Raw genomic sequence first — 14,716 nt, 5'->3', positions numbered from 1 at the left:
CGCTGTACGAATCGTGGTGCGAACCGCGGTGTGGTCCCGCCCCGGCGAAGGGACGGGACCACGGTGGGCCGACTCTGAGTACGTCGGTCAGTTGGTCAGCCGTGCACCCGGATCACCCGCAGCGCGGGCGACGACAGGATGTCCTTCTCACAGAACCTTGCCCTGACCCACTTCTCGGCCGAGAACAGCCGCGTCTGGTCCGCGAAGTGCGGCGAGTTCGGATTCGACGACTGGGAGTACGTCAGCAGCGTGCGGGCCACCGGGCAGCGGCTGCCGTCCCAGCCCACGGCCTGGATGTGGCTGGACCCGAACGCGTTGTCCCGGTAATCGCCGTTCGCGGTGTCCCACACGGGCTCGATCTTGTTCCACACGCCCAGGGACTCGGTGCCGCCGCCGACCGGCAGACGCTGACCCTTCCGTACCACGTACTGGTGGTCCCCGAGCCTGGCGTTCAGCGGGATGCCCGCCGTGCGAAGCTCCGTCACCGCGTCGGCGAGAGCCTTGGCGAAGCCCGGCGCGTCCGTGTTGAGCGTGTTCGGGGTGTCGACCGGGTCCGCCGCCGAGAACGGCACCTTCCAGCGCTGCGCGGACGGCACGGCGCCGAGCCACTGCCGCCAGAACCGGGCGAAGAGCAGCGCGCCCTGGCTGTCGCTGTTCATGGTGCGGTCCCAGGACGCCAGCACACCGCACGCCTGACTGACGTCGACTGCCGTACCGGCGCTGCCTGTTGCCGTACCTCCCGGCAACGCCGCGCAGGCCCGGGCCGCGTCCGCGGCGCCCAGCGCGCCCGACGTCGAACGGTTCGCGAACTGCTGCCGCTGGAGATCCGCGACCGTCAGCCCGCCCTTCGCGGCCAGCGCCGCCACATCGGCGACGGCACCACGGGTGCGCGGTGAGGCGGCCGTGCGCACCGGGCCGAAGATCCGCTCGTAGCCGGTGATCGGCCGGTCCAGGTTGGTCAGCCACGCGCTGTCGTTGGAGTTCTCGACGTACGGCGTGTCCTTCAGCGTCGGCATCCGTGAGGGCCCGAAGATTCCGGGCGCCACCGCGTCCGGGTCGTTGCCGATGGCGCAGTCGGTGCGGGATCCGTCGAGGACCGCGACCCCCGCCGCCGGATAGAGGACCTTGCCGAGCGGCGTCGAACAAGCGGCGGCCAACTCGTTGGTGATCCGGGGGAGTACCTGCGACTGGGCGAACAGGGAGTGCCCCGAGGAGTCGGCGGCGACGGTGTTCACCCAGGGGATGCCCTGGTGCCGGCCGAGGGAGTCGAGGACGTCGGCAGTGCTGCGTGCCTTGCTGAAGCCGAGCGAGGTGTCGTAGAAGCGCAGGTTCACCGCGTTCGGGTCGTTGAGTGCGTACGCCGTCGTCGTGGTCCAGGGCAACGGGAGGTCGCCGCCGGGGGAGAGGACGACGGGGCCGTAGCGGGTCCACCACTGGGTGCGGGTCACCGGAGTACCGTCCTTCACCGGGACGGTCACGGACCGGCGTGTCATCCGCTCCGGCACGCCGTCGACCAGGTACGTCGTCGGGTCGGCGGGGTCCAGCTTCAGCTGGTGCAGGCTCAGCGGCACACCGGTCGAGACGGTGTGGCTCCACGCCACGTTCGCGTTGTACCCGATGGAGATCGTCGGCGAGCCGAGCAGCGATCCGCCCGCGACGTTCAGTTCACCCGGGATGGTCTGCTGGGACTGCCAGAACCGGCGTCCGCCCTGCCACGGGTAGTGCGGGTTGCCGAGCAGCAGGCCACGGCCGTTCGCGGTCGTGCTGCCGTTGAACGCGACGGCGTTGGAGCCCATGTCGGAGATGTCGAACAGCTCGCGCGCGCCCTTGGCGGCGGCAGAGGCGTCAGGGAGGGCCGATTTGGTGGCCGCGGTGGACGCGGAGGGCGGCTGCGCGGCGGTGATCCCGTCCACGAAGCCGCCCTGCCCGCCGAGCACCGCGAGGGCGTAGGCGCGGGTGGCGACGTCGAGACCTGTCACGGGCCTGACCCAGGCGGCGCCCGCACAGGCCGGGTCCTTGACCCGGTTCTGCTTCAGCCAGGCGTTGTAGCCGGCCGCCCAGCCGTTCATCAGGTCCTTGACGGCCTTGCTCGGGCCCTGCGGCGCCCGCTGGGCGATCAGTCGCTCGACCGTGCCGTTGTCCCGCACTCCACGGAAGTACAGGTCGCTGGAGAGGTTGTCGGAGGCGTCGGAGAGCGAGAAGTCGGTTTCGGCGGTGAGCCCGAACCAGCGCGAGCGGTCGCCGCGCAGGGTCACGAAACCGTCGGCGAGCACACACACCTGGTCGGCGGCCTGGGCCCAGCCACTGCCGAAGCCGAGGTTCGCGTAGTCCTTCGCGACGATGTGCGGAATGCCGTACTCGGTATAGCGGATCACGGCGGAGAGCCCGCCGTGGGACGGGTGTTGCTGTGACGCCTGCGATGCCTGTGACGGCCCGCTCTGCGCCGTGGCGGAGGGCAGTGCTGTCGTGGCGGTGAGTAATGCGGCGGCGGTGACGACCAGCCGTCTCAAACGGGTGCGCATCGTGCCTCCCAACGTCATAGAGGGAAGGGGCGGTTGAGCGTACCAACGGGTATGTTCCCTGACCCCCTCCGGTGCTTGACCTCGTTCGGTGACGGAACGAGGATCATGAGCTATGACGCAGCAATACGGGAGCACGGTTGACGGGGTGCTGCGGCGCAGCGCCCAGCGCGTTCCGGCGCGGACGGCGGTCGAGTACCGCGAGCGTGCCTGGACGTACGGCGAACTCGACGAGGCCGTCTCCCGTGCGGCGGGCGTACTGCGCGCCGAGGGCCTGGCCCCCGGCGACCGGGTCGGCGCCTACGGCCACAACTCGGACGCCTATCTGATCGCCTTCCTCGCCTGTGCCCGCGCCGGACTCGTGCACGTCCCGGTCAACCAGAACCTGACCGGCGATGACCTCACCTACATCGTGGAGCAGTCCGGCAGCACCCTGGTCCTGGCCGACCCGGACCTCGTCGACCGACTCCCGGACGGCGTCCGGACCTTGCCACTGCGCGACGCCGACGACTCACTGCTCGCCCGGCTGGCCGACACCGCGCCCTACGACGGTCCGGAGTCGCGCGCCGAGGACCTGGTGCAACTGCTGTACACCTCCGGGACGACCGCGCTGCCCAAGGGCGCGATGATGACCCACCGCTCCCTGGTGCACGAGTACCTGAGCGCGATCGCCGCCCTCGACCTGAGCCCCGGGGACCGGCCCGTGCACTCGCTGCCCCTCTACCACTCGGCGCAGATGCATGTGTTTCTGCTGCCGTATCTCGCGGTCGGCGCCCCGAACATCATCCTCGACGGACCGGACGGTGACGCGATCCTCGACCTCGTCGAGGCCGGCCGGGCGGACAGTCTGTTCGCACCACCGACCGTGTGGATCGGCCTCGCGGGCCGCTCCGACTTCGCGACCCGCGACCTGAGCGGACTGCGCAAGGCGTTCTACGGGGCGTCGATCATGCCCGTCCCCGTTCTGGAGAGGCTGCGCGAGCGACTCCCCAAACTCGCGTTCTACAACTGCTTCGGCCAGAGCGAGATCGGCCCCCTCTCCATGGTTCTGGGCCCCTACGAGCACAAGGGCCGAATGGACTCCTGCGGGCGCCCGGTGCTGTTCGTGGACGCTCGGGTGGTGGACGAGAACGGCGACGAAGTGCCCGACGGCACGACCGGCGAAGTCGTCTACCGTTCCCCGCAGTTGTGCGAGGGGTACTGGGACAAGCCCGAGGAGACGGCCGCCGCCTTCCGAGACGGCTGGTTCCACTCCGGTGACCTGGTCGTCCGGGACGCCGACGGTTTCTACACCGTCGTCGACCGGGTGAAGGACGTCATCAACTCCGGCGGCGTACTGATCGCCTCACGCCAGGTCGAGGACGCCCTGTACACCCACGCGGCGGTTGCCGAGGTGGCCGTCGTCGGCCTTCCCGACGAGCGCTGGATCGAGGCGGTCACGGCGGTCGTCGTCCCGCGCGGAGAGGTGACGGAGGCCGAACTCATCGCCCACGCGCGCGAGGAGCTCGCCCACTTCAAGGCGCCGAAGCGGGTCGTGTTCGTGGACGAGCTGCCGCGCAACGCGAGCGGGAAGATCCTCAAACGGGAGCTGAGGGACCGGTTCGCGGACTCCTGACCGTCACCCCTCGGCGGCGGCGGTGAAGGTCGCATCCGAGGTGCTGACCGTCCCGGCAGTGCGCCCGGGGGCGGTCTGGTACTGCCAGTAGAGGTTGGTGTGCGAGATCACCTCGGCCGGCTTGGGAGCGCCGTACTTCGTGAGGTCCTGCGTGGTGTGGGCATCGCCGACGAGCGTCACGTCGTAACCGCGCACCATGCCGCCGTGCAGGGTCGAGCGGACACAGGCGTCGGTCTGGGCGCCCGTGACGACCAGCCGGCCGACCGCGTGCTCGGCCAGGACGTCCTCCAGCTCGGTGTCCTCGAAGGAGTCGCCGTACTTCTTGTGGACGAGTGGCTCGGTGTCGCGGCGGACCAGTTCCGGCACGTACTCCCAGCCTTTGTCGCCCGCCTTCAGCTCGTCGCTCGAGTGCTGCACCCAGACCACGGGCGCGCCCTCCGCACGGGCCTTGTCGACGAGGGTGTTGATGTTCGCGAGCACCTCGTCGCGGTTGTGGGCGCCGTCCACCACCTGGTTCTGGACGTCGATGATGAGCAGTGCGCTGTTCGGGCGGTCGGGCAGGGTCGTCATGGGAACCTCTTCATCTCCTCGGCGCGGATGCTCATTTCGCCACCCACACTAGAACCGACCACTGACAACGGCAGCTGACCTGGCGGATTCCCGCCAGTCAGGTCTCAGCGCGACCTGAGGTCCACCACCCGCCGGATCTTCCCCACCGACCGCTCCAGCGACTCCGGCTCGACGATCTCCACCGCCGCCGAGACCCCGATGCCGTCCTTCACCGCGGTCGCGATGGAGTGGGCCGCCGCCTCCCGGATCTCGGGGGTGGCGCCGGGGCGCGCCTCGGCCCGGACGGTGAGGAGGTCGAGGCGGGACTCCCGGGTCAGGCGGAGCTGGAAGTGGGGTGCGATGCCCGGTGTGCGCAGCACGATCTCCTCGATCTGGGTGGGGAAGAGGTTCACTCCACGCACGATCAGCATGTCGTCGCTGCGGCCGGTGACCTTCTCCATCCGCCGGAAGACGCGGGCCGTACCGGGCAGCAGACGCGTCAGGTCCCGCGTCCGGTAGCGGATCACCGGCATCGCCTCCTTGGTGAGCGAGGTGAACACCAGCTCCCCCTTCGCCCCCTCCGGCAGCACCTCGCCCGTGATCGGGTCGACGACCTCCGGGAAGAAGTGGTCCTCCCACACATGCAGCCCGTCCTTGGTCTCCACGCACTCCTGGGCGACCCCAGGGCCGATCACCTCCGACAGGCCGTATATGTCGACCGCGTCGATCGCGAACCGCCCCTCGATCTCCTCGCGCATCTGTTCGGTCCATGGTTCGGCGCCGAAGATGCCGACCCGTAGGGAGGTACCCCGGGGATCGACGCCCTGCTTCTCGAACTCGTCGAGGATCGTCAGGAGATACGAGGGCGTCACCATGATGATCCCGGGCCGCAGATCCTGGATCAGCTGGACCTGCCTGGCCGTCATGCCCCCGGAGGCGGGGATCACCGTACAGCCGAGCCGTTCGGCGCCGTAGTGCGCGCCGAGACCGCCGGTGAACAGGCCGTATCCGTAGGCCACATGGACCGTGTCACCGGGCCGTCCGCCCGCCGCCCGGATCGAGCGGGCCACCAGGTCGGACCACAGGGACAGGTCGTTGTCGGTGTAGCCGACGACCGTGGGGAGTCCGGTGGTCCCGCTCGACGCGTGGATGCGGCGGACCCGGTCGCGGGGAACGGCGAACATCCCGTAGGGGTAGTTGTCGCGCAGGTCCGCCTTGGTGGTGAAGGGGAACAGCGCCAGGTCGGTGAGGGAACGACAGTCGTCCGGGTGTACACCCGCGTTGTCGAACGAGTCGCGGTAGAAGGGAACGTTCTCGTAGGCGTGGCGCAGCGAGGTCCGCAACCGCTCCAGCTGGAGTGTGCGCAGGGCCTCGATGCCGAGGCGTTCGCCCGCGTCCAGCCACTCCGTCGCATCCGCCATCGGCCGTCTCCCTCACATCGCAACCGTCAGTGCCAATACGGGCGACCGATCATTCGGTCGAGGTGTTCGGGATCAGTAATCCAGGAGGGCGTGGCGCGTGCAAGAGGCCGTGCTTCGGAATCCGGTGAGGGTGAGCCCTCGGGGGAACGGGGGCCGACTACCGCCGAGGGCCGGTTGCGTGCGTCGGCGTGGGCACCGAACTCACCACAGTCGAGGCGAAAGGCATCTCCCCCGGGTAGCGGGTGTGGGGCCCCGAAGTCGCGCCGCCCGTCCTCCTGCTCCGCCGCCGCGGTGCCGACAGCACGGACGGTGCCTCGGGCGCCCGCCGAACTCCCCGATGGGGAACTGCCGTTCGACCGGGCCATGATCCTGGCCACCGACGCACAGCGGGACGCGCGCGGCCCCGCCATGCGGGACCGTATGCCCCCGATCGCCGCACCGACGCCGGCGATCGGGGGCGGCCCCGGCGATCCGGTCCCACTGGCGGACGTCGTCGCGCTCGCCGCGCGTATGGCCGGAACCGTTCCTCGGCGCGGACGGCGCTACTTCTCCGGGCCGTACGCCGTCATGAAGCGGTCCCGGAACTTGTCCATGCCCCACTTCGGGGCGTTGGCCGCGGGCTTGAGTCCGTCCGTCCAGCCCCAGCCGGCGACGCGGTCCAGCACCTTCGGGTCGCGGGCGACGATGGTGACCGGCACGTCCTTGTTGGAGCTGCCGCCGGTGACCATGGGGACGGGCTGGTGATCGCCGAGGAGGACGAGGACGGTGTTGTCGTCGCCGTAGCGCTGGACCCACTGGACCAGGCTGTCCAGGGAGTACTGGATGGCCTTGCGGTACTCGGTCCGCACGCGCTTGGCGCTCTTCCAGACCTCGGTGGGGTTCGTGCCCTCCGCCTTGATCTTGTTGAAGACCGAACCGTCCCCGAGGTCGTTCCAGTCGATCATGTGAGCGATGGGGGACCAGGGGTTGTGGCTGGAGGCCAGGATGATCTCCGCCATGATCGGATCGCGGTCCTTCTTCCCGTGCTCCAGCTTCTGGAAGGCCTCCATGCTGAACTGGTCCGGCACCGGTGTCCAGCTGAAGTAGGGACCCTGGTAGCCGAGGTGCGTGGAGTCGTAGATGTGGTCGAGACCGAAGTACTTGCCCTCTGGCCAGGACTTGCGGACTCCGGGGACGATGCCGACCGTGCGCCAGGCGCCTGTCTTCTGGAAGTAGCTGGTGAGGGTGGCGCGGTCACTGGTCGTCACGGTCCGGTACCGCTGCTGGTTCTTGACCCACAGACCGGACAGGAACGTCGTGTGGGCGAGCCAGCTGCCGGCGCCCGTCACGGGTGACGTGAGCCAGCCGCTGCGTGCCGCGAACCCGGCCGACTTGAGCCTGGCGTCGCCCTCCTTGAGCGTCTTGTCGATCTCCGGGGCCATCGTCGGATCGTCGATCGCCACCCGGCCGTAGCTCTCGACGAAGGTGAACAGCACGTCCTTGCCGCGAAGTCCGGTCAGCAGCTGGTCGGACGGGGTGTCGGCGAAGGCGTCGACGTGCAGCTGCTTCTCGAAGACCTCGGCGTCCCCGAGGCCTTCGCGGACGTACTGCACCTTGTTGGTGAGGTACTGGGAGTAGCCCTTGGTGGCTATCGTCACGCCGCCTGCCTGCGCGCCCATGGTGAAGCAGACGATCCACGCGGTGCCGAGGACCAGCGTGCCGCGCACGGACACGGGGCGGTGCCGTGCCATCAGGTCGGCCAGCCGCACCATCGCGAGCGCGCTCAGCACGAGAACGGCGATCAGCAGGACGATCACGCCGATCACCGCGAGCACCTCGCCCGAGCGACCGAGCGAGTCCTTGAGGAAGTCCACCGCGTTGCTCAGCAGAATCCAGTCGAAGACCAGGTCGAACGGCCGGGCCAGGGTCTGGTAGAAGCCCATGTCGAGGCACTTCAGGACGGTGGACAGCCCGACGAACACCCCCAGGACGACGGCCGTGATCCGCCGCGCCTTCGACGGCAGTACGAGCAGGACGGCCGCGAGGAAGATCGCCTCGACAGGCAGACGGAGGAACGACTGCAGGGTGACCCGGTCGAGGCGGTTGGGCATGAGGAGCACGCCGAGCACCAGCACACCGGCCAGGACACTCGTGCCCACCCGCACGGCACGTGCGGTGCGGGGGAAACGACGGCGCCAGCCGAACCAGCCGGGGCGGGCAGAGGAGGAGGCGGTGTCGCCCGGGTCTGATTCGTCGGTGGACGTGGACCCGGAGGCCGCCGCGTCGGCGGATTCGTCGTCTGAGGCCGCGCGGGCGAGGGGGACGACGGCCTCGTCGGGCGCCTTCCCGTCCTCCATGCCGCCGGCTGCGTCCTCCACCGCAGGGCGTGTGCTCGGCCCGTCCGCCTCCGCCTCCGCGGTCGTCGCCGGCACGGCAGCTGCGTCCGTCGCGGAGGCCGCTTCCTCGTCCGCCGACTCCACGTCCGCCGGAGCGCCGGGCTCGGTGCCGTTCACCGCGGGAGCGGTCGAGGCCTCCTCGGCCGTGGCCCCGTCCGGTGCGTCCGCGTCCGTCTCCGGCAGTTGACGAGGGGGCGTGTGGTGCGACACCCGTGGGTCCTTCCGTGCGAAGCCGCTGATGGCACGGCGGACCGGGCCCGCAGGGCAGGGCCGCCGACCTCGCGTACGGCCCTGCGTCACCCTCCGTTCAAACACCCGGGTCAACCGCGCGCACAGCGTACGCCGTCGTCCCCGCCGGCCCACCGGCGAGTCGCGACCCCCGCCTACCGGTCCGCCCCGACCGCCACCTCCTGGGCCCACCGGTAGTCCGCCTTGCCGCTGGGTGACCGCTGTATCGTCTCGGTGATCACCAGCTGGCGGGGGATCTTGTAGCCGGCCAGATGCGTACGGCAGTAGGACTGGACGTCCTCCAGCGAGGGCCGCGGCGCCCCCTTCCGCAACTGCACCACCGCCGCGACATGGTTTCCCCACCTCGGGTCCGGGACACCGGCCACGAGTGCGTCGTACACGTCCGGATGGGACTTGAGCGCCTGCTCGACCTCCTCCGGATACACCTTCTCGCCTCCGGTGTTGATGCACTGCGAGCCCCGGCCGAGGACGGTGACGACGCCCTCCTCGTCGACCGTCGCCATGTCACCGAGCAGCACCCACCGCTCGCCGTCCCTCTCGAAGAAGGTCTCCGCCGTCTTCCGCGGGTCGTTGTAATAACCGAGCGGTACGTTGCCGCACTGCGCGATCCGGCCCACCTCGCCCGCCGGCACCGGCTCGTGGGTGGCCGGATCCACCACCTGCGTCCGGAAGTTGACCCGAATACGGAAGCCGCGTTCCGGGCCCGAGTCCTCGGTCGCCGTACCGTTGAAGCCGGACTCCGACGACCCGAAGTTGTTGAGCAGCATGACGTTCGGGACCAGGGCCTGGAACTCGGCGCGCACCGTCTCCGACATGATCGCGCCGGAGGAGGAGACGCTGAACAGGGCTGAGCAGTCCGTGCCCTTCATGGGTCCGTTGAGGGCGTCGATCAGGGGACGCAGCATCGCGTCGCCGACCAGGGACACGCTGGTGACCTTCTCCTTCTCGATCGTGCGCAGCACGTCCTCGGCGGTGAACTTGCGGTGGATCACCACTCGTTGGCCGAAGTTGAAGCCGATGAAGGCGGTCAGGGTCGAGGTGCCGTGCATCAGCGGGGGAGTGGGGAAGAAGGTGATCCCCTCACCGCCGGCCGCGACCCGCTCGGCCAGTTCCTGCGGGGACTTGACCGGCTCGCCGGTGGGGGCGCCCCCGCCAAGTCCCGCGAAGAACAAGTCCTCCTGGCGCCACATCACGCCCTTGGGCATACCGGTGGTGCCGCCGGTGTAGATGATGAACTGGTCGTCGCCCGAACGGGCCGGGAAGCCCCGCTCGGGTGACCCGGCGGCCTCCGCCTCGGCGAAGGGCACTGCCCCCAACTCGGGCGAGCCCGGTTCCGGTTCGCCCACGCGGATCAGGTGCCGCAACGCCGTGGCCTGCGGCTGTGCCGCCGCCACCCGCTCAGTGAACTCCGCGTCGAACACCAGGGCGGCGAGGGCGGCGTCCTGGTAGAGGTACACCAACTCCTCTTCCACGTAACGGTAGTTGACGTTGACGGGTACGACCCGCGCCTTGAGGCACCCGAGCACCGTCTGGAGGTACTCGACCCCGTTGTAGAGATGCAGGCCCAGATGCTCGCCGGGGCGTATCCCGCTGTCGATCAGATGATGGGCGATCCGGTTGGCGGCGGCGTCCAGCTCCGCGTAGGTCAGGCGGCGTTCCGCGCCCGTACCGGGATGGTCGAGGTACACGAGTGCCGCACGGTCCGGCACCACATCCACGACCGACTCGAACAGGTCGGCAAGGTTGTACTCCACCGCTCCTCCTGACCCTGGGCATCCCTGGCGGTTGTCGGCTCGCCGTCATCAGAGCAAAGGGCGCGGCAACTGTGAAGGGGCGGCACCGAAGAAATCTGACTACCTGTCAGAAAACCCTTGAAGTGCTTCCTCCGCTCCTGCAACCTGTTCTCGTTCTTCACCTGTTCTCGTTCTTTCAGAGGGGAGATGGGCGATGGGTGGCACGGAACACCTGACCGTTCGGCGTGAGAACGCCACACTGGTGCTCACACTCAACCGGCCGGAAGCCAAGAACGCGCTCTCGCTGCCGATGCTCGTCGGGCTGTACGACGGCTGGGTCGAGGCGGACGCGGACGACGCCGTCCGCTCGATCGTGCTCACCGGGGCCGGAGGCGCCTTCTGCGCCGGGATGGACCTGAAGGCCCTGGCCGGGAGCGGTCTGGAGGGCGAGGAATACCGTCACCGGCTCAAGGCCGACCCGGACCTGCACTGGAAGGCGATGCTGCGCCACCACCGCCCCCGCAAACCGGTGATCGCCGCGATCGAGGGGTACTGCGTCGCCGGCGGCACCGAGATCATCCAGGGCACCGACATCCGGGTCGCCGGCGAGTCGGCGACCTTCGGACTCTTCGAGGTCAAGCGCGGACTCTTCCCGATCGGCGGCTCCACGGTCCGCCTCCAACGGCAGATCCCGCGCACCCACGCCCTGGAAATGCTGCTCACCGCACGCCCGTACAGCGCCCAGGAGGCCGCCGCGATCGGCCTGATCGGACACGTCGTCCCCGACGGGACCGCCCTGGACAAGGCCCTGGAGATCGCCGAGCGCATCAACGCCTGCGGCCCGCTCGCCGTGGAGGCCGTCAAGGCATCCGTCTACGAGACCGCCGAGCTGACCGAGACCGAGGGCCTCGCCGCCGAACTCAAGCGCGGCTGGCCCGTCTTCGACACCGCCGACGCCAAGGAAGGCACCCGTGCCTTCGCCGAGAAGCGCCCGCCCGTCTACCGGCGGGCCTAGGCCTGTCCGGCGGATCAGGCCCTGACCCCGCGAAGGAGTACCCGGGATGACCACCGAAGTCCTCAAAGCCCCCCTGGTCGTCGAATTTCCCTTCACCCGCTCTCTGGGCCCCGTCCAGAGCGCCTTCCTGACCGGCCTGCGAGAACAGGTGGTCCTCGGCGTCCGCACCACCGACGGCCGCACCCTCGTCCCGCCCGTCGAGTACGACCCGGTGACCGCCGACGAGATACGCGACCTCGTGCAGGTCGCACCCACCGGCACCGTCACCACCTGGGCGTGGAACCACGCCCCGCGCCGCGGCCAGCCCCTCGACACACCCTTCGCCTGGGTCCTGGTCCGGCTCGACGGCGCCGACACGGCCCTTCTGCACGCTCTCGACGCTCCCGGCCCCGACGCCGTCCACACCGGTATGCGCGTCCGGATCCGCTGGGCGGCGGAGCGCTCCGGAGCGATCACGGACATCGCCTGCTTCGAGCCCGACGACAGCGCGATCGGCGGTGAAACGGGCGACCACGACGGGCAGTTCGAGTCCATGGTGACCGGCATCGTCGCTCAGGCCCGCCTCGACTACACCTACTCGCCCGGCCGCGCCCAGACCGCCTACATCAACGCCCTCGCCGAGCGGCGGATCGTCGGCGAGCGCTGCCCGTCCTGCCGGAAGGTGTACGTCCCGCCCAGGGGCGCGTGTCCCACCTGCGGTGTCGCCACGGCCGAGCAGGTCGAGGTGGGCCCCGGCGGCACGGTCACCACCTTCTGCATCGTCAACATCAAGGCGCGCAACCTCGACATCGAAGTGCCCTACGTCTACGCGCACATCGCCCTCGACGGCGCCGACCTCGCTCTGCACGGCCGGATCGGGGGCATCCCCTACGACCAGGTCCGCATGGGGCTGCGGGTGGAACCGGTGTGGACGGAAGGGGGCCGCTACCCCGACCACTACCGGCCCACCGGCGAACCCGACGCGGACTACGAGACGTTCAAGGAGTCGCTGTGACACGCGAGATCGCCGTCGTCGCCTTCGCCCAGACCGATCACCGGCGCACCAGTGACGAGCTCTCCGAAGTAGAGATGCTCATGCCCGTGCTGCACGAGGTGCTCGACGCGACCGGCCTGAAGACCAGCGACATCGGCTTCACCTGCTCAGGCTCCTCCGACTACCTCGCCGGCCGCGCCTTCTCCTTCACCCTGGCGCTCGACGGCGTGGGCGCCTGGCCACCCATCTCCGAGTCGCACGTGGAGATGGACGGGGCCTGGGCGCTGTACGAGGCATGGACCAAACTGCTCACGGGTGACACCGACACAGCCCTCGTGTACGCGTACGGCAAGTCGTCGCCGGGCTCGGTGCGGGACGTCCTGACCCGGCAGCTCGATCCGTACTACGTGGCCCCCCTGTGGCCGGACTCCGTGGCGCTCGCCGCGCTCCAGGCGCAGGCGCTCATCGACGAGGGCTACACCGACGAGCCCGCGCTCGCCGCCGTCGCCGCCCGGAGCCGGGCGGACGCCCAGGCCAACTCCCATGCCCAGCTGCGGGGTTCGGTTCCGCACGGGGAGTACGTCGTGCATCCGCTGCGTACCGGAGACTGCCCGCCGATCGGCGACGGGGCCGCCGCCGTGATCCTCGCGGCCGGTGACCGCGCCCGGGAACTGTGCGAGCGGCCCGCCTGGATCCGGGGCATCGACCACCGCATCGAGGCACACTCGCTGGGCGTCCGAGAGCTGACCGACTCGCCGTCGACGCGGCTCGCCGCAGAGAAGGCCGGCGCATTCGAACGGCCCGTGGACACCGCCGAGTTGCACGCGCCGTTCAGCTCGCAGGAGGTGGTCCTCAGGAAGGCGCTCCGGCTGGGCGACGACGTCCGTGTGAACCCCTCCGGCGGTGCCCTCGCCGCCAACCCGATCATGGCCGCCGGTCTTGTCCGCATTGGCGAGGCCGCCGCTCGTATCCACCGGGGCGAGTCCGACCGGGCGCTCGCCCACGCCACCTCCGGACCCTGTCTCCAGCAGAACCTGGTCGCCGTACTCGAAGGGGAGCCCCGTCATGCCCAGTGAACCCGTGGCGGTCGTCGGGATCGGACAGACCAAGCACGTCGCCGCCCGCCGGGACGTGTCCATGGCCGGGTTGGTGCGAGAGGCGGCCCAACGGGCGCTCACCGACGCCGAGTTGACGTGGGCCGACATCGACGCCGTCGTCATCGGCAAGGCGCCCGACTTCTTCGAGGGCGTCATGATGCCCGAGCTGTATCTCGCCGACGCGCTCGGCGCGGTCGGCAAACCGATGCTGCGCGTGCACACGGCAGGCTCGGTCGGCGGGTCCACGGCCCTCGTCGCCACCAACCTCATCAGGTCCCGGGTCCATGCCACCGTCCTCACCCTGGCCTACGAGAAGCAGTCCGAGTCGAACGCCATGTGGGGACTGTCCCTGCCGATCCCCTTCCAGCAACCGCTGCTGGCCGGGGCGGGCGGCTTCTTCGCCCCGCATGTCCGCGCGTACATGCGACGCAGCGGTGCCCCCGACACGGTCGGCTCGCTGGTCGCGTACAAGGACCGGCGCAACGCGCTACTGAACCCCTACGCGCATCTGCACGAGCACGACATCACGCTGGAGAAGGTCCAGGCCTCGCCCATGCTGTGGGACCCGATCCGCTACTCCGAGACCTGCCCCTCCTCGGACGGCGCGGTCGCGATGATCCTCACCGACCGTGCAGGTGCCGCCCGCTCACCGCGCCCGCCCGCCTGGCTGCACGGCGGCGCGATGCGCAGCGAACCCACGCTCTTCGCGGGCAAGGACGCGGTGTCCCCGAAGGCGGGCCAGGACTGTGCGGCCGACGTGTACCGGCAGGCCGGGATCGCCGACCCGCGCCGGGAGATCGACGCCGTCGAGATGTACGTCCCGTTCTCCTGGTACGAACCCATGTGGCTGGAGAACCTCGGCTTCGCCGCCGAGGGCGAGGGCTGGAAACTCACCGAGTCCGGGGTCACCGAACTCGACGGGGACCTCCCGGTCAACATGTCGGGCGGCGTTCTGTCGACCAATCCGATCGGCGCCTCGGGCATGATCCGCTTCGCGGAAGCGGCCCTTCAGGTGCGCGGGCTGGCCGGAGAACACCAGGTGGACGGGGCCCGCAGGGTCCTCGGGCACGCCTACGGCGGTGGCTCCCAGTTCTTTTCCATGTGGCTCGTCGGCAGTGAACCGCCCACCTCCTGAAGCGTCCCCCTCACGTGGCCTGTCGGCGGCAGGAA

10 protein-coding genes are annotated in these 14,716 nt (G+C 69.8%); 5 read left to right on the top strand and 5 right to left on the bottom strand.

From position 1 onward, the window contains the following. Nucleotides 1-95 precede the first annotated feature (95 nt). The gene (locus OHN74_RS02665) at nucleotides 96-2,522 is read right to left on the bottom strand and encodes a penicillin acylase family protein (protein ID WP_327692879.1); all 2,427 of its coding nucleotides are present in this window, start codon (nucleotides 2,520-2,522) and stop codon (nucleotides 96-98) included. 112 nt (nucleotides 2,523-2,634) lie between these two features. Between OHN74_RS02665 and OHN74_RS02660 the strand changes: the two genes are divergently transcribed. Next, nucleotides 2,635-4,134: a fatty acyl-CoA synthetase gene (locus tag OHN74_RS02660; protein WP_327692878.1), complete on the top strand. Its 1,500-nt coding sequence runs from the start codon at nucleotides 2,635-2,637 to the stop codon at nucleotides 4,132-4,134. A gap of 3 nt (nucleotides 4,135-4,137) precedes the next feature. Here the strand turns inward: OHN74_RS02660 and OHN74_RS02655 are convergent, their stop codons facing one another. From OHN74_RS02655 to OHN74_RS02640, 4 genes are all read right to left on the bottom strand, one after another. Beyond that, a complete protein-coding gene (locus OHN74_RS02655; RefSeq protein ID WP_327692877.1) occupies nucleotides 4,138-4,704 on the bottom strand; it encodes a cysteine hydrolase family protein in 567 nt (188 codons plus the stop codon). Between the two features lie 104 nt (nucleotides 4,705-4,808). Continuing rightward, nucleotides 4,809-6,104, bottom strand: coding sequence for a phenylacetate--CoA ligase PaaK (gene paaK, locus OHN74_RS02650; RefSeq protein ID WP_327692876.1), 1,296 nt, complete (start codon nucleotides 6,102-6,104; stop codon nucleotides 4,809-4,811). A gap of 542 nt (nucleotides 6,105-6,646) precedes the next feature. Then, nucleotides 6,647-8,689, bottom strand: coding sequence for a sulfatase (locus tag OHN74_RS02645; RefSeq protein ID WP_327692875.1), 2,043 nt, complete (start codon nucleotides 8,687-8,689; stop codon nucleotides 6,647-6,649). A gap of 173 nt (nucleotides 8,690-8,862) precedes the next feature. Then, nucleotides 8,863-10,482 carry an acyl-CoA synthetase gene (locus tag OHN74_RS02640; protein WP_327692874.1) on the bottom strand — a complete coding sequence of 540 codons (1,620 nt, stop codon included), beginning with the start codon at nucleotides 10,480-10,482 and terminating at the stop codon, nucleotides 8,863-8,865. Between the two features lie 193 nt (nucleotides 10,483-10,675). Between OHN74_RS02640 and OHN74_RS02635 the strand changes: the two genes are divergently transcribed. Genes OHN74_RS02635 through OHN74_RS02620 form a run of 4 tightly spaced genes read left to right on the top strand, consistent with a single transcriptional unit; the run spans nucleotide 10,676 to nucleotide 14,681 of the window. After that, complete coding sequence (locus tag OHN74_RS02635; RefSeq protein ID WP_327692873.1) at nucleotides 10,676-11,476, top strand: crotonase/enoyl-CoA hydratase family protein; 801 nt, start codon at nucleotides 10,676-10,678, stop codon at nucleotides 11,474-11,476. A 46-nt stretch (nucleotides 11,477-11,522) separates the two neighbouring features. After that, complete coding sequence (locus OHN74_RS02630) at nucleotides 11,523-12,470, top strand: Zn-ribbon domain-containing OB-fold protein (protein ID WP_327692871.1); 948 nt, start codon at nucleotides 11,523-11,525, stop codon at nucleotides 12,468-12,470. Further along, nucleotides 12,467-13,525, top strand: a complete 1,059-nt coding sequence (locus OHN74_RS02625) for a thiolase domain-containing protein (protein WP_327692870.1) — start codon at nucleotides 12,467-12,469, stop codon at nucleotides 13,523-13,525. Before OHN74_RS02630 ends, OHN74_RS02625 begins: the two co-directional genes overlap by 4 nt. Then, entirely contained in the window at nucleotides 13,515-14,681 is a 1,167-nt protein-coding gene (locus OHN74_RS02620) for a thiolase domain-containing protein (RefSeq protein ID WP_327692869.1), read from the top strand. The genes OHN74_RS02625 and OHN74_RS02620 overlap by 11 nt, the downstream gene beginning before the upstream one ends. Nucleotides 14,682-14,716 lie beyond the last annotated feature (35 nt).

The organism is Streptomyces sp. NBC_00459, assembly GCF_036013955.1.
Lineage (GTDB): Bacteria > Actinomycetota > Actinomycetes > Streptomycetales > Streptomycetaceae > Streptomyces.
The sequence above is the reverse complement of the archived record's forward strand: the minus strand, read 5'-3'. Positions and strand labels throughout refer to the sequence as shown.